This is a genomic window from Geofilum rubicundum JCM 15548, from assembly GCF_000974365.1.
Taxonomy (GTDB): Bacteria; Bacteroidota; Bacteroidia; order Bacteroidales; family Marinilabiliaceae; genus Geofilum; species Geofilum rubicundum.
In genome coordinates, this window is sequence record NZ_BAZW01000042.1 from 1 (window position 1) to 23,626 (window position 23,626).

The following is a 23,626-nucleotide window of genomic DNA, read 5'->3' on the forward strand; positions in this document are numbered from 1 at the left end:
CAGTGGGAGCGGGAAGAGGGTGGTGGTGGACGTACACGTGTTATCAGCCATGGAGCGGTGTTTGAAAAGGGAGGAGTGAATACTTCTGCGGTGCATGGAAAGCTGCCGGCTTCAATGATGGAGTATCTGAAAACAAAGCATGATCGTTTTTTTGCCTGTGGGTTGTCACTGGTTTTGCATCCCCTGAATCCCTATGTGCCGACGGTTCATGCCAATTTTCGTTATTTTGAGTTGTATGATGAAGAGGGAGAGGTGGTTGATTTGTGGTTTGGGGGTGGAAGCGATCTGACGCCCTATTATTATTATGAGGAGGATAAGGAACATTTTCACGCCACCCAAAAGAGGGTCTGTGATGAGAAGGATGAATCCCTTTATCCACGCTTTAAGGAGGCTTGTGATCACTATTTTTATAATGCGCACCGCGGCGAGGCTCGTGGAATAGGGGGTTTGTTTTATGACTATTTAAGGTCTGATAACGCCCGCAATGGCCGGTTTTGGTTCGACTTTGTCACTTCCTTGGGACGGGTGTTTTTGTCCTCTTATCTGCCGATTGTTCAGCGGCGCAAGGATCAGGACTTTGGCGAACGGGAACGCTATTGGCAGGAAATACGGCGGGGCAGGTATGTCGAGTTTAATCTGATTCATGATAAGGGGACCCTCTTCGGGTTAAAAACGAAGGGGCGCACAGAGTCCATTTTAATGAGCCTGCCGCCCCGGGTGCGATGGGATTATGAATTTCAACCGGAACCCGGAAGTGCAGAAGAGGAAATGTTGTTGGTGCTGCGGCGGTAAAAATGATTATCTTTAGGGAGGGGAAGGTTATTAGGTGATTAGGTCAATAGGTGATTAGGTCAATAGGTGGAGAGGGGAGGAAGGGGTAGATGGGGTGAATGGGGTAGATGGGGTAGATTGGGTTGGTGGATGGTTGTTTTATGATGGATGAATTTTTTAAGTTATAGTTTATGGCGAAGCGTATTATATTGTTGACAAATTTGGGGTCCCCTGATTCTACTTCGGTGAAGGATGTGCGGCGGTATCTCAATGAGTTTTTGATGGATGAGCGGGTGATTGATGTGCCCTATTTGGGTCGACTGTTGCTGGTTCGTGGTATCATTACGCCCTTCAGGGCGCCTAAGAGCGCCGCTAAGTACAAGACCATATGGACCGGGGAGGGATCACCCTTGATTGTCATTACCCACCAGTTGGCTGAGAAGGTGAGGGAGGTTGCACAGATGCCCACCTATGTCTGCATGCGCTACGCCCATCCAACTCCTTTGTCGGCCTTCAAAAAAATAGTGGCCGAGCATCCCGATGCGGAGGAAGTGGTTCTCTTTCCCTTGTATCCGCATTATGCCATGAGTAGCTACGAGACCGCCGTAGAGTATGTGAAGGAAGTCTGGCAGAAAGGGCGATATCCCTTTGAATTGAAAATCGTTGAGCCCTATTATGATCAACCCGACTACATTGAAGCCTTAGCGGCTTCCATTCAGCCTTTTATTGAGGAGAAAAAATACGACCATGTGCTCTTTAGTTACCATGGTGTTCCGGAGCGTCATATCTTCAAGCGCGATCCTACCGGCCAGCATTGCCTGAAGACCGCAGATTGCTGTCAGGTTAAATCGCCCGTGCATGCGACTTGCTACCGACATCAGGTCATGGAAACCACCCGTTTGGTGGCCGATAAACTCGGACTCACCCGCCATTCCTTCAGTGTGTCCTTTCAGTCGCGTCTGGGAACCGACAAGTGGTTGTCTCCGGCCACATCAGATGAACTGGCCCAATTTCCGGCGCGTGGTGTAAAAAACCTATTGGTGGTTAGTCCTGCCTTTGTCAGCGACTGCCTGGAAACCCTTGAAGAGATTCATGTGGAAGGCCGTGAAACCTTTATGGAGGCCGGTGGTACCCTTTACACCACCGTACCCTGTCTCAACAGCAACGATGATTGGGTGGAGGCCGTGGTAAAAATGATAAAAGGTGACTCGTAAATACGAGCCACCTTTTATTTCCTTTTTGAATTCGTGATCCGCTTCGCTCAAATCGTGCGGTTTTCTTAGGAAATGGTCAATGATTATTTTACACCTTTTTCCTGAGGCGGGAATTAATTTCTATTTTTTTAGGTTGGCATTAACTTACCTGTAAGATTTACCAGATAAGGGCCCGGTCTTCCGGAGCAATGAAACGTCCGCCGTCCGCAAGCTCAAAGGCCTGGTAAAACTCTTCCAGATTATAAACAATGCCGTTGACCCGTGCTTCACCCGGTGAGTGAGGCCCTTCGTTCAACTGCTGACGCATCCGTTGCTCACGCATGTGATTGCGCCATACCTGGCCATAAGAAATAAAGAAACGCTGCTCAGGCGTGAATCCGTCAATGGCTTCGGGACGCCCGTCCTCATTCAGCTTATTCTGCAAGGCCTGAAAAGAAATGTTCATGCCACCCAAATCGGCAATGTTTTCGCCAAGGCTCAATTTTCCGTTAATCGAAAGGCTGTCAAGTATCACATAGTTGTTGTACTGATTGACCAGTACTTGTGACAGCGTATCAAAACGCTCACTGTCCGCTTCTGTCCACCAGTCGCGTAAATTACCATCCGCTGCATACTGGCGCCCTTTATCGTCAAATCCGTGGGTCATTTCATGGCCAATGACCATGCCAATGGCACCAAAATTCATGGCATCGTCCCCTTCCAGATAAAAGAAAGGTGGCTGAAGAATGGCCGCCGGAAACACGATTTCATTCATCGTGGGGCTGTAATAGGCATTCACCGTTTGGGGCGACATAAACCACTTGTCGCGATCCACCGGCTGGCCAATTTCACTCAGGTTCTCCTGTATTCGGAAGGCCCTTGCCGCCAATACATTCAAAATGTAAGCCTGCTCCTTAATTTCCAGATCGCTGTAATCCGTCCATTTATCGGGGTACCCGATTTTTACGTTCATGGCGGCCAATTTGGCATAAGCCTGCTCTTTGGTGGCTTCGCTCATCCATTCAAGCTGACCAATTCGCTGGTGGAAGGCTGTGCGCAGATGTTCCACCAAATCCACCATCCGTTCCTTGGCCTCGGGTGGGAAATAGCTTTCCACATATTCTTGTCCAACCGCTTCGCCCAGGTTGCCGTTGAGTACTGCAAGTGCCCGCTTCCAGCGGTCACGCTGCACTTCACTGCCGGTCATCACCGTTCCGTAAAAAGCAAAATTGGCCTCATCAAAGGCTTTGTTAAGATAGGCGGCAGCACCGTTCAACAGGTTCCACTTCAGGTAAGTCTTCCAATCTTCCAGCGAGGCACTGTTTAGTAAGTCCGATGCTGCTTTGAAAAAGTCGGGCTGGGCCACATTCAATTCCGTAAAGTCGACATTTCGGGCCGACCAGTAGGCGTCCCAATCCAGTGCCGGTGCCAGTGTTTTTAATTCACTGACCGTCTGTTTGTTATAAGTGGCGTAAGGATCACGGCGGGTTAAGCGGTCCATGGAAGCTTCGCCAGTTCGGTTTCCATCTCCATGATGGTCTCCCTGGCTTCTGCAGCTTCCGCTTCAGAGGCGCCGGCAAGGACGAAAATGCTTTCAATGAAACGCTCATAGTTCTCACGAATCTCTGTGCTACGGGCGTCATCTTTCAGGTAGTAGTCCCTGTCTGACATCCCCAACCACCCTGTCCCACCAGAAGCAATCATCATTTCTGTGTTTTTGCGGTCCTGCGCAGCACCCATGCCGAACAAGGCGCTAAAACCCATTTTATGCATGTTGGCAAGGGCGGTCGAAAGCGCCGCTTTCGACTGTATTTGGTCAATGGCATCCAAAAAGGGCATAAGCGGTGTAAGGCCTTGCTCTTCTAAGGCCACCGTGTCCATGGCACTGTTGTAAAAGTCACGTACCTTTTGACGGTTACTGCCTGGCTCGGCCGTTTCATCGTTACGAATGGCGGTAAGCAGATCTGACAGTTTTTGCTCATTTTCTTCGTTCAACTGTTCAAAAGCTCCGTAGCGGCTGTAGTCATCAGGAATGGGGTTGCTGGCCAGCCACCCGTTGTTCACAAACTGGTAAAAATCGTCGCCGGGGTTAATCGTTGCATCCATGTGGGCCGTGTTGAGTACCGATTTTGGAGTACCATCCGAGCAGGCCCCCAGCGTAGTCGCCATGGCAATCATAAGCAGAGGAAGTTTTTTAATGGTTTTTTTTCTGAACATGTTCAATATGATTAAGTGGTAAACGTTTGATTTATAAACGGAAGGTTAAGATATAGCTCATTAAAGCAACTTCTAAAAATACTGGTTATGAATTTCTCAATAGGTGAGAATTGTCATGTTGTTTCCCGACAGAGTCCCTATTAAGTTTTTTAACATTGCATTCCCTGATTTAGCTTTTATCTTTGTACGCTCATTTGAAATGATAAGGGAGTCGATATGTTTAACCGAACAGAGCAGGATGAAAGAGGATTTTTAACAGCAGTAATTCTTAAGCTGCAGGACACTTTGGATCGCCTGAATGGGAACATTCAGGGCGTATCTTCCGATGTGAAAGCGTTTAAAGCGTATTTGTGGGAGCATCAATCCGACATGGATCATGTTGAAAAAGTCTCTGTGCGTGAATCCATTACCCAGGCAGCGCTGACGGGAGAATCGGCCGTGGAACGCCGCAAGCGCATCCTTAAATTGATGGATACCCCCTGGTTTGGTCGCATCGACTTTAAGGAAAAAAAGGCCCAGAAAGAAAGACCCATCTACGTGGGAATCCATAATTATACAGATGACGTTTCCCGACAAATCATCATCTATGATTGGCGGGCACCTGTTTCCTCCATGTTTTATGACTATGAGTTGGGGCAGGCCCAATACGAGGTGATGGGTGAGACCATCGAAGGCTTGATTGAATTGAAGCGCCAGTTTCGGATACGTCAGGGCAGGATGGAGTATATGCTTGAGAGTTCTTTGAACATCCACGATGAGGTGTTGCAGAAAGAATTGAGCCATACCTCTGATGAGAAGATGAAAAACATCGTGGCCACCATCCAGCGTGATCAGAATGCCATCATTCGAAATGACGATGCCCTGGTACTGATTATACAAGGCGTGGCCGGATCGGGCAAGACCTCCATTGCACTGCACCGCATCGCCTTTTTGCTTTACAAGCACAAAGGTGAAATCAGCTCCAACGACATCATGATCATCAGTCCCAATAAAGTCTTTGCCGATTATATCTCCAACGTACTTCCTGAACTGGGGGAAGAAAAAATCCGGGAGATAGGTTTTGAAGCGCTCATGGACCAGCAATTAAATGGCAAAGTGAAATTTCAGAGCTTTTTTGAGCAGGTGTCGGAAGTCATTGAGGACAAGCACCCGGACGTGTCAGAGCGCATCGCTTTTAAAGCCACTTTTGATTTTGTCAATCAAATGCGGCGTTATTTGACCCATATTGAGAACAATTACTTTGAAGCCAACGACGTGGGGGTGGCCCATCGTTATTTTGTACCGCGTGCTTTTGTCGGGAAGCGTTTTCAGGGCTATCACCGATTGCCTCTGGCCCGTCGGTTCGAGCGGGTGGCCGAAGATATTGTGGCCGAGATGCGCTTCCGGCACCAGGCCGACCTGAAAGCAGCTGATGTCAACCGGGTGAAGGCCGATGTCAGGAAAATGTTTCGCCATACAACCATCCAGCAGTTGTACAGTGATTTTTACGGTTGGATGGGAAAGCCGGAAATGTTTAAAAAGCGGACCCGCAATGTGCTGGAATATGCCGATGTGGCGCCCATGGTTTATTTGAAAATGCTTTTCGAGGGCGCCCAGATCAACACCGAAGTCAAGCACCTGCTGGTCGACGAAATGCAGGATTACACGCCCATTCAGTATGCCGTTCTGGCCAAATTGTTTCCCTGTAAAAAGACGATATTGGGCGATGCCAGTCAATCGGTCAACCCTTACAGTTCGAGTAATTCGGCCGACATAGAACGGGTTTTTCCGGGGGCGGTGAGCATGCAGTTGAATACCAGTTATCGGTCTACTTTCGAGATCACCGACTTTGCCCAGAACATTTCGCGCAATGTGGATTTGGTCGCCATTGAACGACATGGCCAAAAGGTTGAAGTCGAGGCTTATAAAAATACCGCTGCTGAAACGGAAGGTATTCTCAATGAAATTACCGACTTCAGGACCTCCGGTGATAATACCCTGGGTATTATCTGTAAATCACAGAAGCAGGCGGATGCCTTGTATGCCTTGTTGCGACCTGATAACCGGGATGTCTATGTGCTGACCTCCGAAAGTGTGGCCTTCCTCAATGGCATCGTTATCACGACGGCCTATCTGGCAAAGGGATTGGAATTCGACCGGGTGATGGTGGTGCATGTGACCGACAAGAATTATCACAACGAAGTGGACCGCAGCATGCTGTATGTGGCCTGCACCCGGGCCATGCACCAGCTTAAAGTTTCTTATGTGAAGAAGCCCAGTCCCCTGCTTGATTTTGCTATTGAAAAGTAGCCATTTGTCGGTTGAGCCGCTTCTATCGCCCTGAATCTTCCCGCTATTGGATGGTTTATCCTTTCTTAACAGTTTTAGGGACCCTGATGGGTCTTGTTGGCTTGACCTTCTCGGCATTTTAGCGTAATATGCCAAATGGTTTGGCTTTAAAGACTCAAAAAAACATCGGTTTTAAGCATTCTCTTAAAAAATGGTGTTGGTAAAAGGTCGGAAAGGTTGAATGACCATGAAGGTTTTGATAATAAGAATTGTAAAGTCTACAAATAGATGGAAGATAAAAAAATAACGACATGGCCTGGTAAACCTTATCCCTTGGGAGCTGCCTTTGATGGCAATGGGGTCAATTTTGCCCTTTTCTCGGATAATGCGCACGGCGTGGAGTTGTGTCTCTTCGATGCCAAAGGCAGGGAACAACGAATCAAATTGGATGAACGCACCCATAATCACTGGCATGTCTATGTGCCCGGATTGGCGCCGGGTCAGCGCTATGGTTACCGGGTTTACGGTCCCTACGAACCGCATAATGGTCACCGTTACAATCCCAATAAGTTGTTGATTGACCCCTACGCCAAGGCACTGGACGGGGTCATTGAGTGGAGCGATGCCTTGTTTGGGTACCAATTGGGGCATGCGGACGAGGATTTGTCTATGGATGAAACCGACAGCGGTCCCTTCTTGCCCAAGTGCATCGTTATCGAAGATGATTTTAATTGGGACGACGACCGACGACTGGATATTCCCATCCATAAGAATGTCATTTATGAATTGCATGTAAAAGGGTTTACGAAGCAACTGCAGGAAGTGCCTGAGCACTTGAGAGGCACCTATGCCGGATTGGCCCATCCGGCCACCATTGCCTATTTTAAGCAGTTGGGTGTGAATTCGGTAGAGTTGTTGCCCATCCATCAGTTTGTGGCAGACCGGCGTTTAAAGGATCAGGGGCTGACCAATTATTGGGGCTACAACACCCTTAGTTTTTTTGCACCCGATGTCCGCTATTCGTCCTCAGGCATGAAGGGCGAACAGGTGTGGGAATTCAAGCAGATGGTGAAAGATTTGCATGCCGCCGGCATTGAAGTCATTCTGGATGTGGTTTACAACCACACCGGTGAGGGCAGTCATGCCGGTCCCACCCTCAGTTTCAAGGGCATCGACAATGCTTCCTATTATCGGTTGAAAGAGGAGGATAACCGCTTCTATATGGATTATACCGGTACCGGAAATACTATGAATACCGTTCATCCGACCATTCTGCGCTTAATCATGGATAGTTTGCGCTATTGGGTCACGGAGATGCATGTCGATGGCTTTCGCTTTGATTTGGCCCCGGTTTTGGCCCGCGAATTTGATGATGTGGATAAGTGGGGCTCCTTCTTTGATGTGTTGCATCAGGATCCCATTTTGTCGCAGGTCAAACTCATTGCAGAACCATGGGATTTGGGTGAAGACGGCTTTCAGGTGGGCAATTTTCCTGCCGGATGGCTGGAATGGAATGCCAAATACCGCGATTGCATGCGCGATTTCTGGAAAGGAGAAAATGAAATGTTGCCCGAGTTTGCCAACCGAATCACGGGCAGTTCGGATCTTTATTACGATAATTGGCGAACCCCCACGGCCAGTATCAACTTTATTACGGCCCACGATGGTTTTACCCTCCGCGATTTGGTTTCTTATAACAAAAAGCACAACAAGGCGAATGGTGAAAACAACAAGGACGGAGAAAAGCACAACCGTTCCTGGAATTGTGGCATAGAAGGTCCCACCGGTAACCGGGAAATTCTCCAGTTACGCGAAACCCAGGTGCGCAATTTTTTAGCTACCTTGATGTTGTCGCAGGGGGTACCCATGCTGGTAGCCGGTGACGAAATGGGGCGTACACAGCAAGGCAATAACAATGCCTATTGTCAGGACAACGAAATTTCGTGGACCGATTGGGCCAACAAGGATGACAAGCTGATTGATTTTGTGGCTTCCCTGATTAAATTCCGCCTGAGACATCCGGTTTTTTGTCGCCGAAAATGGTTTAAATACCAACCCATTAAAGGCAAGGACGTGACCGATATTGAATGGTTTACGCCCGAAGGGGAAGCCATGAGTGAAGAACACTGGAATTCAACCTTTGCCAAATCGTTGGGCGTTTTCCTGTCGGGCGACGGACTTTCAGCCAAGTCTGATAAAGGGGAAAATTTGTTGGATGATAGCTTTTATCTGCTGTTTAATTCGCACCATGAAACAGTGACCTTCAACTTGCCGGATGAAAAATGGGGTGGCCCTTGGGTGAAAATAATGGACACATCTGACGGTTTTTTCTCAGAGGATGAAAAGGGGGAGTCCTTTTTGGCCGATTCCGATGTTCAGGTGCCGGGCCGGTCAGTCCTTTTATTTTGTCATTTTAGAGAGTAGTACATGGTTGTATCACCTTACATATATGCCCGTCCCGGAATCTCCGTTTGGCCCGATGGCAAAACCGATGCCCTGGTGTGGAGTCCCTTGGCCACAAAGGTCGAGGTGCTGCCCGCAAAGGGGGCGCCCATTGTTTTGGAGCCCAAAGAATTTGGCTTTTGGGAAGGGCAGGACTTGAAAATAAATGCGGGAGAGACTTACCAATTGCGTTTGGATGGGGAGGAGGCTTTTCCCGATCCGGCCTCGCTCTCCCAGCCAGAGGGTGTGCACGGGCCTTCCCGGGTGACTGATTTGGGCGATTTTGTCTGGAATGATGCGCAGTGGCGCTCGCCTGATCTGGAGGACTTGATTATCTATGAGTTGCATGTGGGGACTTTCTCTGGCAGGGGCGACTTTGAAGGGGTTGAGGAGCGGTTGAGCGAACTCGTGGAACTGGGGGTTACTGCCATAGAGCTCATGCCGGTGGCTCAGTTTCCGGGTGGTCGCAATTGGGGCTATGATGGTGTTTTTCCCTATGCGGTACAATGGGAGTACGGCGGGGCAAAAGGCTTACAAAAATTGGTCAATGCCTGTCATGAAAAAGGTCTGGCTGTTATTCTGGATGTGGTCTATAACCATCTGGGTCCGGAAGGCAACTATCTGGGGCAGTTTGGCCCTTACTTTACCGATAAATATCAAACGCCCTGGGGGGCCGCCATTAACTTTGATGATGCCTGGTGCGATGGCGTGCGCCACTATTTTATTCAAAATACCCTGATGTGGTTGCGCGATTTTCACATAGATGGATTGAGATTGGATGCCGTGCATGCCATTAAGGATAACAGCGCTCTACCTGTTTTGGCTCAGTTGAAGACGGCCGTTGAGGCCTTGAACCGGTCTTCCGGACAAAAGCATTTTCTTATCGCAGAGTGTGATTTGAACGATGTCAAATACCTCAACCCCATAAACTCGGGTGGATATGCCATGGATGCCCAGTGGTGTGATGAATTTCACCATGCCCTGCATGCGCAGGTCACGGGAGAAGTCAAGGGGTATTATTCCGATTTTGGCGGCATGGATCCTTTGGAGAAAACCCTGAAAAGTGGCTTTGTCTACGATGGCATCTGGTCGCCTCACCGTAAAAAAATCTTTGGCAGTCGACCCCATGGAATAGCCCCGTCACGTTTGGTTGTGTTTTCACAAAACCACGATCAAATTGGTAACCGGATGCTGGGGGATCGACTGTCCGCTTTGCTGGATCATGAACGCCTTAAGCTGGTCGCCGGTTTTACCCTGCTTTCCCCTTTTACGCCTTTGCTATTTATGGGGGAGGAGTATGGTGAAAAGCAGCCCTTTTTATATTTCACCAGTCACGGCGACCCCCAACTGATAGAAGCCGTCCGCAAGGGGCGTCAAAACGAGTTCAAAGATTTCATGAAAGATGAAAAGGCACCTGATCCACAGTCGGACGAGACCTTCCAAAGGAGCCGGTTGACCGATAGGGCCCGGTGGAGCGATGAGCAGCGAACGCTTCGGGTTTTCTACCAAAAACTCATCCGGCTGCGAAAGTCCATCCTTACCGGTAGCGATAAGCAGGGGAGGGAAATAGGTCGGGAAGCACCTGAGGTGCTTTCCATTGCTTATCATTCTGCCCGTCAATTCATCCGCATAACCTTTAATTTTGGGAAAAACCCTTATGCGATGTCCCTGCCACCAGGCAGTTATAAACTATTATTCTACTCGGCCGACCCGGAGTGGTCGGGCCATGGGGAAGAACCATTGAATGCCCAACCTGAAGCACCTGAACAAATCCTGACCGGTCACTCTTTTTCTGTCCTACAGCAGAAACCGTAGTTATATTTTTGGATAGTTCGTAGGCAAATGATTATCAAAATTTAAAAATTATGTTTCACCCGGTTTCCACATACAGAATTCAATTCAACCAGTCCTTTACCTTTGCCGATGCCCTCGAACAGTTAGAATACTTTCGTTTATTGGGCATTGGCTCGGTATATGCCAGTCCGGTATTTAAGTCGACCCCCGGCAGCATGCATGGTTACGATGTGACCAATCCCCTTGAAATCAACCCTGAGATCGCCTCCGGTGTTAAGATGAAAAATTTAACTGCAGCGTTAAAGAAGGTGGGCATTGGCTGGATCCAGGATATGGTTCCCAATCACATGGCTTTTAACCAGCACAATAGGTGGATGTGGGATGTGTTGGAGAAGGGCTCACACTCCAATTATGCCACGTATTTTGATGTTTATTGGGGCCATACAGGTTTTGGCAACAGAATTATGGCGCCCTTTTTGGGAAATACGCTGGAGCGGGTTTTGGCCGACCGGCAAATTTCTTTGGAGTGGTACAGGGAGGGGTATTGTTTGAATTATTTCGATAATCGTTATCCCATCCGTTATGAATCATGGAGATGGCTGATGAAGGAATACGCCGAGTTATATCCCGATGTCTTGCGTAAACTCTTTAAGTCATTGCCAGATGATGATGAAAGCGTCTCGGGCAGTTTCTTAAACGAAACCTGGGACGGGATTAAAAAACAACTTATCCCCTTGGTGGAGAAAAATGTGGATGTGGCCCGTTTTTTTGAAGAGATCGCCAACGGTGTCAACGGTCGGCCCGACATGCTGAAACAGCTGGTCGAGCGTCAGCACTATTTGTTGGGGTATTGGAAGGAGACCGAAAAACAGATCAATTATCGCCGTTTTTTTACGGTCAATGATTTGATTTGTCTGCGGATGGAGGACAGGGAGGTGTTTGAGGGGTATCATGCCATCCTTTTTAACTGGGTCAAAAAGGGCATAGTCGATGGTTTGCGGGTCGATCATGTGGACGGTCTTTTTAACCCGGGTCAGTACTTACAGGAATTGCGCCTGGCGTGCCACTCCGATACCTACCTGGTTGTGGAGAAAATACTGGAGCAAAAAGAGACTTTGCCGGAGGAGTGGCCTGTTCAGGGGACTTCCGGCTATGATTTTTTGGCCATGGTGAATAACCTGATGACCGATACCCGTCATATGTCCACCATCGCTGACCATTATCAGCGTCTGACAGCTTCCCCGGGTGTTTCTGAAATAGAGATGACCGCGAAGCATCTCATATTAACCGGGCGCATGGCAGGTGAACTCGACAATCTGGCGGATTTATTTGCCAGAAGCGGGATCGTCAGTCCCCAAATAATGGCCAAATCCGGCCCCGAATTGGTCCGGGAGACCATTGCCGCCTTTTTGATGGCCATGCTGGTCTACCGCTTTTATGCCACCACTTTGCCTCTGAAGGGACATGAACGGACAGCCGCTAAAAAAGTCTTTGTGCGGGCCGCTGAGACGGCCCCTCAATGTGCACCTATATTGAGCATTATTGAGGATTTATTGCTTCATACCCCTCCGTTGGAGGAGATACAATATCAGGCAGCCGTTCGGTTTTTGATGCGCAGCATGCAACTCGCCGGCCCCCTGATGGCCAAAGGCGTGGAAGATACCACCATGTACCGTTACAATGCCTTTATTGCCCACAATGAGGTGGGCGACTCTCCCCGGGCAAAGGGCATGACTATTCTGGAGTTTCATAAGCAGATGTCGGCACGTTTTGAAAAATGGCCACTGGCCATGAACAGCACCTCTACCCATGACACCAAGCGGGGTGAAGATGTGCGTGCCCGCTTAAATGTGCTAAGTGAAATGCCGGAGAGGTGGACCGGTAGGGTGGATGAATGGCTGGCGCTTAACCGTTCTTTGAAAATAGAGGTGGACGGTCAAATGGCCCCTTCCGTGGGGGAAGAATTTTTTATTTACCAGACCCTTGTGGGCATATTACCTTTTAACCAGGAAGTGACCAAAGTACTTTTGGAGCGATTGGATGCCTACTGGGTAAAGGCTTTGCGGGAAGCCAAAGAACACAGCAGTTGGAGCCAGCCCGATGAAAAATGGGAAGCAGCCGTTCTCCGGTTTGTACATGCGATTTTAGATGAGCATCACGGTTTTTTAAGTTCTTTCAGGGCATTTCAGGAAAAAGTGGCCGCTTATGGTATAACAAATTCTTTAAGTCAACTGGCCCTCAAAATGACTTGTCCCGGCGTACCGGATACCTATCAGGGCACTGAATTGTGGGATTTAACATTGGTGGACCCCGACAATCGGCAGGAGGTGGATTATACTTTGCGAAATATATTGTTGCGCTCGATGAACGACCGGCACAAGCGCGATCCTAACTTTTTCTTAGACGGCTTATGGCAGGAACGTGAGAACGGACATGTGAAACTTTGGCTCACGTCCCGTTTGCTGCAATACCGTCGCGAGTGGTCCGATGTATTTGCCAAAGGCACCTATATGCCTTTAAAAGTCCTGGGAAAATACAAAAAGCACATCCTGGCCTTTGCCCGACATTATCAAAACAAGTGGCACATTACCGCTGTGCCCCTTATGGTCTATGGGTTTTCGCCTGATAATTCCGATGTAGGAACCATTAGCTGGGAAGATACCCGGGTGGTTTTACCCCCGGAAGCGCCGGATGAATGGCGCAATGTATATGCAGGCACCGCTTATAGTTCCACGGGAGAGTTGCAGGTGGGCGCTTTGTTGTCGCATGCACCGGTCGTTCTATTGCAGGGTGAATTGCGCCATATGGGCAGAGCGGCGGGTGTTTTAATGCATATCACCTCCCTGGCAGGTCCTTATGCCATGGGCGATTTTGGTCCCGGCGCCTACCGTTTTGTAGATTGGTTGAAAGCCACTGGTCATGCCTATTGGCAGGTGCTGCCCTTTACGCCCATTACAGGAGAAGCCGGTTGGTCGCCCTACAGCGCTCCGTCCGCCATGGCCGGCAACACCCTTTTCATAAGTCCTGAAATTTTGTCCGATGAAGGCCTGATATTGCCCGCCGAATTGGATGGCTTTAAAAGAAAGAACAAAGGAAAGGTAGATTACGAGGAGGTGCGACATATCAGCGATGAGGTGCTGACCCTGGCCTGGCATCGCTTCCAACAGAAAGGTCTTCATCAGTCCCGGGAACGAATGGAAGCGTTTTGTGCCGCTGAAAGTGACTGGCTCGACGATTATGCCCTCTTTGTCTGTCTCAAAGAAGACTTCAATCACCTGCCATGGAACCAGTGGCCCGAGACTTATAAAAACCGTGATGAAGCAGCATTGGCCCAATTTGTCGCCCAAAACACCGAACGACTCGATTATTTAAAATTTGGGCAATTCATTTTTGCCCGGCAATGGATGGCCTTGAAGCGCTATGCCAACTACCAGGAAGTCAAGGTTATTGGCGATATCCCCATCTATGTCAGTTACGACAATGCCGATGTCTGGGCACATCCCCATCTTTTTAAGCTGGATGCCGACAAGTCGCCCACTGCCGTAGCCGGCGTGCCGCCCGACTATTTCAGTGCGACCGGACAGTTGTGGAACATGCCGGTTTATGATTGGGGTGCCCATAAAAAGGAGGGGTACAACTGGTGGGTCAGGCGCATCCAAAAGAATCTGGATCTTTACGACTTGCTGCGTTTGGATCATTTCCGGGGCTTTGAAGCCTATTGGGAAGTCCCTGCCGGTGAACCCACTGCCGAGAGCGGTCGTTGGGTCAAAGGTCCTGGCCGCCCCTTCTTTCGGGTACTCAGGAACCATTTTCCAAAACTGCCCTTTATTGCCGAAGATTTGGGGGATATAGATGAGGCTGTTCTGACCTTGCGCGATGCCTTTGGTTTGCCCGGCATGCGGGTACTGCAGTTTGCCTGGGGCCATGAGTTCGCCACTTCGGTGCACGCACCGCACAATTATCCGGTAGACTGTCTGGCCTATACCGGCACGCACGATAACAATACCAGCAGAGGCTGGTTGAGTGCGCTGGATGATAAATCCATCAAAAAGCAAATGTCCGATTACACAGGGCTGGCACCCAAGCGCAAAAATGTGCACGAGCTGATGACGCGGATGGTTTGGGCTTCAGCGGCTCAGACAGCCATTGTGCCCATGCAGGACTTGCTGGGGATGGATGAAAGTTCACGCATGAATGAACCCTCTGTACCTAGCGGTAACTGGACATGGCGACTTAAAGAGTTGCCGGATGGCGAAAAGTGGGTGAAAGCGCTGCGCCGCTTGCTATGGACTTTTGGCCGGTCGGAGAAGTAATTTGCCTCTCTGTTGCATAAAAATGCGTAAACTTGAATGTAAAAGTACTTATGCAAGTGGGTAAATAAACCGCCTTCGATAAAAATCGTTAAGAAATTGAGTCTGTTTTCCGTTTAGAAGCCCGCATTGTTTGAGCGTAGCGAGTTTGAGGGGTTTAGGAAAACAGACTCAATTTTAGATTTTTAGCGTCAGCGGCGGCATTTTTAGCTTCGCTGAATTTTGCTACGTTTGGCATTGATGCAAACAAGTTTGATCACTGCGCTCACTAAACGCAAAATTTTGCTTACTTTTTTTTGCTGTAGCAAAAAAGTAAGAATCCGGCTATACCAAATGCTTTAGCAAATCGTCTTTGTCACCTGCCAGATAGTCAATAGGTGCAATCTCCGGCATGGTGTAGGCACCCGGTTGCTGCTTCAATACGGCGCGGGCACAGGAAATCAAAATTTGGGCGGTCAGCGCCGGGTTGTTGATTTTCATGCGGAACTCAAACAATTGATTCTGGGTTTTTCCGGACACTCCTTTATGTTCCAATAAGACGCCATGCCCCATGTCTTTTAACTCATCTACATTTGGCACAGGAATCACGTGGGTCTCGTCATTGCTGAAATAGCTGTCCGACTTGATATCCTTGGTGACTTTTTCAACACTGGCACCATCTTCCAGTTCGACATAAACCATGCGACGATGAATGCCGGTTCCGGTAGGGATGGTCATGGAAAGCGCTTCTTTTACGCCATCCTTACCCTTGGCTACCACCGAGTGCCCCATGCTCATTCCAGGGCCGAAATTGGTGTAGGTTAATCCTTTAGGCGCCATGGCCCTTAGCAAGGTGCGCACCACCGAGTCGCTACCCGGATCCCAGCCGGCAGAAATAATGGCGGCCGAGTTATGTTTTTTACCTGCTTCGCTCAAAAGCTGTCGCAGATCGAGCATGGCCTGACCATGGATATCAAAACTATCTACGGTGCAAATTCCTTTGGCCAAAATAGCGCTGGCCACTTCAGGAATGCTGCGTGTCGGTGAACACAAAACGGCCACATCCACTTTGCCCAAGTCTGAAATATCTGATACAATTTTTACACCTGCCAATTCGGGGGGCGTGTCGCCGGTGGAGGAGGCACGGCGCACAACGCCTGCCAATTCCATATCAGGAGCAGCCTGAATGGCTTCAACTGAGAATTTACCAATGTTTCCGTAACTGACTACTGCTACTTTAATTTTACTCATAATACCTGGTTTTATTTTTTTGATATCAATAATTAACAAATGTACTAAAAAAATCAAAGGTGGCAAATTGTAATTTTTTTGAATGATTGTCTTACAGTAATGTGAATTATGGCATTTTCAAAATTCGATTTGACAGTAGGGTTTTTGCCCTGTGCGGTCTTAATTGGTTCACAGAAGCCCTGTCTTTTATATTTTGTAGCACATACTTTTTAATTGGGAATGCTTTTGTATAAATTGCCCCTGTGATTTGGTTGCCCTAAGAATTTCCCTGAACTTCTGTTGAGCAACGGTCCCTAAAGTATGGTCCAGCCTTTTTGAGAAACTGTTTAAATTACAAATATGAGCGAGTTTGATAGTGTAGCCCGTGAATGGGATAATAAACCGGATCGATTGGAACGTTCCATGGCCATTGCAGAAAAGATATTGGAGGCCATTGTGCCTGCCCCTTCCCTGACCGCCCTTGAATTTGGTGCCGGCACAGGTATATTGAGTTTGTTGCTGAAGGATTATTTTTCAGAAATAACCATGATGGATAGTTCGCAGGAGATGGTAAAAGTGATGGAAGAGAAAGTGGCAAATGGTCAGCAATACCATTTAAAGCCGCTCTTTTTCGACCTCGAAAAAGCGCCTTATACGAGGCAAAAGGTGGATGTCATCTTCACCCAAATGGTGATGCATCACGTCCATGAGTTGGATTTGGTATTGAGCCGTTTCCGGGAAATGCTCAATCCGGACGGCCAATTAGCCATCGTCGATTTGTACGCCGAAGACGGCTCCTTTCACGGTGAATCATTCAAAGGTCATCTTGGTTTTAAGCCCGAAGACTTGTCGGGCAGACTTAAATCCAACGGCTTTAAAGCGATTCAATACGGTCCTTGTTATGTGATGCAGAAAGAAACTGCTGAAGGTTTAGTCAAAGATTTTCCTTTGTTTTTGTTGGTGGCCAAAGGATCTTAGTGTTTAATTCCTTTTGCATCAGTTGTTTTATGGATGTTGGTGTTTAATATTTCCATCAGAATAAGCAATTCAAGTATAAAAATGCTTAATTTTATGCTTTCATTTTAAATGTCGGATGCGTATTTTCACCTGTCCGCAAACCAGGAAAAGCCATTTTGTGTTATGATTGGAGTAATAGGAGTTAGTCACAAGTCAGCATCCGTCAAGGTTCGTGAAAAATTTGCCTTAGACAGTGATGAAGCCGATTTACTTGCTCGCAGACTATTCGAAAATGAATATTTTCGTGAGTTGGTGGTGCTTTCAACTTGCAACCGCACGGAGATCTATTTTGCAGCAGAAGGTATTTGCACCAGCGGAGCGTCCAAAGCCGTCAGAACCGTGTTGACGGAACTCAAGAATTGCCAGGAAGATATCAAACCCTTTTTATTTGAGCATTATCACAAGGAGGCCGTTCAGCATTTATTCAAAGTGGTAGCCGGTCTGGATTCTATGATTTTGGGCGAATACCAGATTGTGGCCCAGGTCAAAGCCGCCTATGCGGAAGCAGAGATGCGCGGGGCAGTGGGTAAAAAATTCCATCGTTTATTTAATAAGGCACTGGAAAGCAGCAAGCTGGTGCGACTCAAAACGCCCTTTAATCAGGGCGCCTATTCGGTGAGTTATGCAGCCGTTGAGAAATGTTACGAGCAATTCCCGAATCTGACCGATCGTAGTATCCTGATTATTGGTGCCGGTGATACCGGTGAACTCGTGCTTAAGAATTTTGTCAAAAAAGGGTGTCGTAATATTTGCATCACCAACAGAACGGAAGAGAAAGCAATGGCGCTGGCCAATGATTATAATGGTCGGGTACTACCCTATGAGCAAATGTTGGATGGCATACATGACGCAGAAATTATTGTGACATCGATATCGGGCAAAGACCCCATTCTGGATGCGGAAAAGGTTCGCGCCCACCTGAATGGTCATGAGCGGGTGGTGATGATCGATTTGGGGGTTCCCCGCAACATAGATGCGGATGTAGCGGGTATTGAAGCTGTTACCTTGCTCAATGTGGACGATTTGGAAGAAGTGGTGGCCATGAATATTGAAAGCAAACTGGAATATGTAACTATAGCAGAAGATATTGTGGCAGAAAAAGTCGATGAATTTACGCTTTGGCTGAATGAGCAGAATCTGGCTCCGGCCATTAAAAACATCGACAAAGCCATTTCAGAATTGTATAAAAATGAATTGGCTGCCTATCAGAAATCCTTTTCTGAGAATGAATTTGAGCAGGTGGTGAAATTTAACCGCTATGTCTCCAAAAAGCTTAAAAACCAGTTTGTAAAACAATTGAAAGCGGTGACCGACAATGGTCGGATTACCGAATTTGTAGGTATTATCAATCTATTATTTGACGAAAAAAATAATGAACCAACGCATCATTAAAATAGGTACCGTGGCAGCGAGCTCGCGCTTTGGCAGGCCAATGAGGTACAGACCTATCTAAAGAATGCATTCCCCCAAACAGAAGTTGAAATTGTGGTCATCAAGACCAAAGGTGACAAAATATTGGACGTGGCCTTGTCGAAGATTGGCGATAAGGGTTTGTTTACTAAAGAAATAGAGCAGGCTTTGTTGGCCGGTGAAATTGATTTGGCTGTGCATAGTCTCAAAGATATGCCCACCGAACTGCCCGAGGGTTTGAGTTTGGGAGGCGTGTTGCCACGGGGTGAAATCCGGGATGTTTTTTTGTCGCGCGATGGTCGCAAGCTCTCCGCTTTTACGGGAAACGACAAAGTGGGCACTTCAAGCCTCCGTCGCAAATCACAGCTTTTAAACCACTTTCCGTATCTGGATATTGTGGACATTCGTGGCAACGTGAATTCCCGCATTCAAAAGATGCAGGAGGGGTATTGTGATGGACTGATTATGGCCGGTGCCGGTATTCAACGTCTGGGACTGGAGGATTTGGTGTCTGAATATCTGGACCCGACGGTTATCATGCCAGCGGTGAGTCAGGGTGCCATAACCATTGAAGTGCGTGAGGACGATGAAGACATCATGCCTTATATCGATGGTATCAACGACGATTTGACCTGGACCATGGTGATGGCCGAGCGTGCCTTTTTGCGCACCATGGAAGGTGGTTGTCAGGTTCCCGTGGCCTGTCGCACCCTTTTGGTGGATGACCGCTTAAAGATCAGTGCTTTGGTGGCTGCCCTGGACGGCAGTCAGTTGGTGCGTGAAACGATTGAATGTGATTTGGATGAAGCATCTGAGAAAGCGGTTGAAATGGCTTTGCGCATGCTGGAGGCCGGAGCGGCTGATATTCTCAAATCCATCCGATATCCAGATGCCTGAAGTTTCTGAAAATAGAATATCCGACCATTCAGTGGTTATTCGCACCTTCCCTGTTCCCGAAGGAGAAGACCTGTTTGCGCAGGTCTTGCAGCAAAGGCAGTTAGAGATGGTTGACGCGCCCATGATCGAAGTGGTGGCCTTGCTCTTCCAATTGCCAGAAGCACCGGCGCATTACGACTGGCTCGTATTTACCAGTAAAAATGGCATTAAGTCGTGGTTCACCCGTTATACCAAGGCGGCGCATCAAAAAATTGCCGTACTGGGACCCTCTAGCAATGAGGCCTTGAAGGCTTATGGCCAATCGGCCGACTTTACCGGAAGCGGTCATTCCGGCAGCGTCTTTGCCGAAGAGTTTCAAGCGGTTTGGCAAGGTCAGGGATCCCTGTTGTTGGTTCTGGGAAAACTGGCCCCGGATGTTGTACAGGAAACCTTGTCAAGAGGCACGAATCAGCCCTTCGACTCCGACATACACCGGGTAGATGTCTACGAAACCCGTATGCCCGCCACCATCAACAGCGCCGCCATTGACCGGATCATTCAAGATGATTACCGGGTGATTGCCGTCAGCAGTCCATCGGCCGTCCATCATCTGATGACCCTTTTAGAGCCTGAAGTCGCTCAGTTGCGCTTTGCAAGTATTGGAAGCATCACTTCCAAAGCGCTTCGCAGTTACGGGATAGAACCGGTAGCAGAGGCGCGGGAGCAGAGCTATTCAGGATTGGCCCGGGTCTGTTGACCCTTAAAATTTAGGAGAGACATTAAAACTTTATAATATGGCATTTCCAATAACAAGATTACGCCGATTACGGCAGAGCAAAATCATTCGCGACATGATTAGGGAGACAGAAGTCGACTGCGATGACCTGATTATGCCCTATTTTGTTTGTCCCGGAACCAAGGTCAAAAACCCCATCCCTTCCATGCCGGGTAACTACCAACTATCCATCGATTTATTGGTCAAAGAAGTCAAGGATTTGGTGGACAGGGCAGGGGTTCATAAAATACTTCTGTTTGGTATTCCCGAACACAAGGATGAGACCGGCGAAGTGGCTTGTAGCCACAACGCCATTGTCCCCCAGGCCATCAAAGCCATCAAAAGAGAAGTGGCCGATGTGCTGATTGTGGCCGACGTCTGTAACTGCGAATACACCGTGCACGGACATTGCGGAACCATCGTGAATGGCGATGTCAACAACGATTTAACCTTGGTCACATTGGCCAGTCAGTCGGTCACCATGGCCGAGGCCGGAGCCGACATCATCGCGCCAAGCGACATGATGGACGGTCGCGTGGGTGCCATTCGCAAGGCGCTGGACGATCACGGCTACACCAAAACCCCCATCATGGCTTATTCGGCCAAATTTGCTTCTGCCTTTTACGGGCCCTTCAGAGATGCCGCCGGCAGTGCGCCCCAGTTTGGCGACCGCAGCACCTATCAAATGGATCCCGCCAATGGTGATGAAGCATTGCGCGAGGTGGAACAGGATATTTTGGAGGGGGCCGATATGGTCATGGTCAAGCCCGCCCTGAGTTATCTGGATGTCATTCAGCGCGTAAAAACCAACTTTAATATTCCGGTAGTGGCCTACAACGTCAGTGGCGAATTTTCGATGGTCAAAGCTGCCGGTGCCAACGGATGGGTGGATGAAGAACGAATGATTAAGGAAATCCTGACCTCCATCAAGCGAGCAGGGGCCGATGTGATTATTTCTTACCATGCCAAAGAGTTTGGTATCAAAAAGCGATTGGAAAAATGAGAAACATTAGTCAAAGCAAAGCAGCATTTAAGCAGGCATTGGAACGGATACCCGGGGGCGTTAATTCGCCCGTCCGGGCTTTTAAAAGTGTAGGTGGTGATCCCTTGTTTATCGACAAAGCTAAGGGAGCCACTGTGTGGGACATTGACGGCAACAGCTATACCGATTTTGTGGCCTCATGGGGGCCCATGATTTTGGGGCACGCGCGCGCCGAAATTGTCGAAGCCATTCAAAAAGCAGCCGAAAGAGGTACCAGTTATGGCGCTCCCACTTTATTGGAGAACGAAATGGCCGGGCTCATCACCTCTATGGTACCCTCGGTGGATAAAGTGCGCATGGTCAATTCCGGAACCGAAGCTACCATGAGCGCCCTGCGCCTGGCCCGCGGTTTTACCGGTCGAGATAAGGTTCTTAAGTTTGCCGGCTGTTTTCATGGGCATGCCGACAGTTTTTTGATCAAAGCCGGCTCCGGGGCGCTGACTCTGGGCCTGCCCGACAGTCCCGGCGTCACCAAAGCCACCGCTGCCGATACGCTGACGGCTGAGTACAACGATTTGGCCTCGGTGGAAGCGCTTTTTGAGGCACACGGCCAAGACATTGCAGCGATCATTGTAGAGCCTGTTCCCGGCAATATGGGGGTGATACTTCCCAAGCCCGGATTTCTCGAAGGTCTGCGTGAAATCACCCGCCAATATGGTGCCTTGCTCATTTTTGATGAGGTGATCAGTGGATTCAGGGTTTCTTCGGGCGGTGCACAGAAGCGTTTGGGAGTGATGCCCGATTTGACCACCATGGGAAAAATTATTGGGGGCGGACTGCCCGTAGGTGCCTACGGCGGTCGGGCCGATATTATGGATTTGCTGGCGCCTGCCGGACCCGTATACCAGGCCGGTACATTGAGTGGTAACCCGCTGGCCATGGCGGCAGGGACCGAAATGCTGAAGATTTTGAAGAACCATCCTTCCATTTACGAAGATTTAGAGCGCAAGGCAGCGCGGCTCGAAGCCGGACTGCGCGAACAGCTGGCCAAAACAGGAACGCCCGGTGTTATTAACCGGATGGGCTCCATGATGACCCTGTTCTTTACCAAAGCGCCTCAAGTGACCAGTTTTGATGAGGCCATGACTTCGGATACCGACCGCTATGCCCGACATTTCAGGCAATCGCTCGACAAAGGTCTTTACATTGCGCCCTCGCAATTTGAATGTACCTTTATTTCCGATGCCCATACCAACGAAGATGTGGATAAGCTCATCCATTCAATGACTTAAAATAAATTTCATGCAATCAATACTCTTAGATACACTCAGGGGAAAACCCACCAGTCGCCCACCCGTATGGTTCATGCGACAGGCGGGACGGGTACTTCCCAACTACAACAAGCTAAAAGAGCAGTACACTTTCCGGGAATTAATGGCCGATTCCAATCTGGCAGCGGATGTCACCCTGATGCCCATCGCGGATTTGGGAGTGGATGCCGCCATTCTGTTTTCAGATATCCTGGTCATCCCCAATGCCATGGGAATGGAATTGCAGTGGACCGATAACGGTCCTGTTTTCCCCACTCCTTTAAGTCAGTTTGATCAGCCTGTGGAGCACCTCAAAGAGGTGCCCCAAAAGTTGGAGTACATCTACGCAGTGATTGATGAGATTCTTCGCCGTCGCCCGGAAAACACCCCTTTAATAGGCTTTTGCGGGGCACCACTGACCACCATGTGTTACATGCTGCAAGGTGTAAGCAGTAATGGCAATTTTCCCGATGCCATGAAATTTTTGTTCCGCCATAAAAAAGAGGCGGAAAAACTGATCGATGCCATTGCCGACTTCTCGGTCCATTACGCCCTGAAGCAGATAGAGCACGGGGTAGAAGTCTTCCAGTTGTTTGAGACACATGCGGGACTCATTCCCACTGAAATGTATCTCGAAATGTTTATGCCTGCGGTCGAGAAGATAGGCGCAGCTGTGCGTTCCAAAGGTGTGCCCTTCATCTTTTTCCCCCGGGGATTTTCCACTGGCATGGGCTTTATTACGCCTGAAGTCTGCGATTTTGTGAGTGTCGACTGGCAGATGCCTCTGTTGCATGCCCGTGAATTGGTGCATCCGGAGGTAGGATTGCAGGGGAACCTCGACCCGCGCTTACTGTACGCCTCGCAAGAAGTCATTGCCGAAGAACTGGAGAAGTACAAGCCTTTTTTCAGTGAGAATCCCGATTGGATTCTCAATCTGGGTCACGGCTTTTTACCCGATACGCCTTATGAAAATGCCCGCTTTGTGGTGGATTGGGTCAAGAAGGCGGCCTGGTAAAAGCAGGTATTGCTGAATTAATAGTCCTAAAAGTCCG

General features: G+C 48.8%; 14 protein-coding genes and 2 pseudogenes. 13 read left to right on the forward strand and 3 right to left on the reverse strand.

Translation table 11 applies throughout. The features are described from left to right. Positions 1-792, forward strand: a 792-nt coding sequence (gene hemF / locus JCM15548_RS15055) for an oxygen-dependent coproporphyrinogen oxidase (RefSeq protein ID WP_062127150.1), incomplete at its 5' end; no start/stop codon positions are given. Between the two features lie 170 nt (positions 793-962). Continuing rightward, positions 963-1,985, forward strand: coding sequence for a ferrochelatase (gene hemH, locus JCM15548_RS15060; protein ID WP_062127153.1), 1,023 nt, complete (start codon positions 963-965; stop codon positions 1,983-1,985). Between the two features lie 157 nt (positions 1,986-2,142). Here the strand turns inward: hemH and JCM15548_RS26400 are convergent, their stop codons facing one another. Together JCM15548_RS26400 and JCM15548_RS26405 are read right to left on the reverse strand one after the other, a co-directional pair. Continuing rightward, on the reverse strand, positions 2,143-2,982 hold the full coding sequence (locus tag JCM15548_RS26400) for a M13-type metalloendopeptidase (protein ID WP_369403709.1): 840 nt from the start codon (positions 2,980-2,982) through the stop codon (positions 2,143-2,145). Beyond that, positions 2,974-4,181 (reverse strand): annotated as a pseudogene (locus tag JCM15548_RS26405) (M13 family metallopeptidase); the annotation flags it as partial. The pseudogene JCM15548_RS26405 and the gene JCM15548_RS26400, both read right to left, overlap by 9 nt. Positions 4,182-4,397: 216 nt before the next feature. On the opposite strand from JCM15548_RS26405, the gene JCM15548_RS15075 reads away from it, so the two are divergent. From JCM15548_RS15075 to treY, 4 genes are all read left to right on the forward strand, one after another. Then, a complete protein-coding gene (locus tag JCM15548_RS15075; RefSeq protein ID WP_062127161.1) occupies positions 4,398-6,470 on the forward strand; it encodes a HelD family protein in 2,073 nt (690 codons plus the stop codon). A 267-nt stretch (positions 6,471-6,737) separates the two neighbouring features. Then, positions 6,738-8,873: a glycogen debranching protein GlgX gene (gene glgX, locus JCM15548_RS15080; protein ID WP_062127164.1), complete on the forward strand. Its 2,136-nt coding sequence runs from the start codon at positions 6,738-6,740 to the stop codon at positions 8,871-8,873. Positions 8,874-8,876: 3 nt separating this feature from the next. Beyond that, a complete protein-coding gene (gene treZ, locus JCM15548_RS15085) occupies positions 8,877-10,706 on the forward strand; it encodes a malto-oligosyltrehalose trehalohydrolase (RefSeq protein WP_062127167.1) in 1,830 nt (609 codons plus the stop codon). A 50-nt stretch (positions 10,707-10,756) separates the two neighbouring features. Then, positions 10,757-14,998 carry a malto-oligosyltrehalose synthase gene (gene treY, locus JCM15548_RS15090; protein WP_083985174.1) on the forward strand — a complete coding sequence of 1,414 codons (4,242 nt, stop codon included), beginning with the start codon at positions 10,757-10,759 and terminating at the stop codon, positions 14,996-14,998. Positions 14,999-15,319: 321 nt separating this feature from the next. Here the strand turns inward: treY and JCM15548_RS15095 are convergent, their stop codons facing one another. Then, positions 15,320-16,225, reverse strand: a complete 906-nt coding sequence (locus JCM15548_RS15095) for a diaminopimelate dehydrogenase (RefSeq protein ID WP_062127209.1) — start codon at positions 16,223-16,225, stop codon at positions 15,320-15,322. A 339-nt stretch (positions 16,226-16,564) separates the two neighbouring features. On the opposite strand from JCM15548_RS15095, the gene JCM15548_RS15100 reads away from it, so the two are divergent. The 7 genes and pseudogenes from JCM15548_RS15100 (at position 16,565) to hemE (ending at position 23,589) form a co-directional block, all read left to right on the forward strand. Continuing rightward, complete coding sequence (locus JCM15548_RS15100; RefSeq protein WP_062127170.1) at positions 16,565-17,182, forward strand: class I SAM-dependent methyltransferase; 618 nt, start codon at positions 16,565-16,567, stop codon at positions 17,180-17,182. A 162-nt stretch (positions 17,183-17,344) separates the two neighbouring features. Further along, on the forward strand, positions 17,345-18,613 hold the full coding sequence (gene hemA / locus JCM15548_RS15105; protein WP_162198260.1) for a glutamyl-tRNA reductase: 1,269 nt from the start codon (positions 17,345-17,347) through the stop codon (positions 18,611-18,613). A 69-nt stretch (positions 18,614-18,682) separates the two neighbouring features. Further along, a pseudogene (gene hemC / locus JCM15548_RS15110) lies at positions 18,683-19,528 on the forward strand (hydroxymethylbilane synthase); the annotation flags it as partial. After that, the gene (locus JCM15548_RS15115; RefSeq protein WP_062127175.1) at positions 19,521-20,264 is read left to right on the forward strand and encodes a uroporphyrinogen-III synthase; all 744 of its coding nucleotides are present in this window, start codon (positions 19,521-19,523) and stop codon (positions 20,262-20,264) included. The pseudogene hemC and the gene JCM15548_RS15115, both read left to right, overlap by 8 nt. A 37-nt stretch (positions 20,265-20,301) precedes the next feature. Beyond that, positions 20,302-21,285 carry a porphobilinogen synthase gene (gene hemB / locus JCM15548_RS15120; RefSeq protein ID WP_062127178.1) on the forward strand — a complete coding sequence of 328 codons (984 nt, stop codon included), beginning with the start codon at positions 20,302-20,304 and terminating at the stop codon, positions 21,283-21,285. Next, positions 21,282-22,556 carry a glutamate-1-semialdehyde 2,1-aminomutase gene (gene hemL, locus JCM15548_RS15125; RefSeq protein ID WP_062127180.1) on the forward strand — a complete coding sequence of 425 codons (1,275 nt, stop codon included), beginning with the start codon at positions 21,282-21,284 and terminating at the stop codon, positions 22,554-22,556. Before hemB ends, hemL begins: the two co-directional genes overlap by 4 nt. Before the next feature lie 10 nt (positions 22,557-22,566). Beyond that, positions 22,567-23,589, forward strand: coding sequence for a uroporphyrinogen decarboxylase (gene hemE / locus JCM15548_RS15130; protein ID WP_062127183.1), 1,023 nt, complete (start codon positions 22,567-22,569; stop codon positions 23,587-23,589). Positions 23,590-23,626 lie beyond the last annotated feature (37 nt).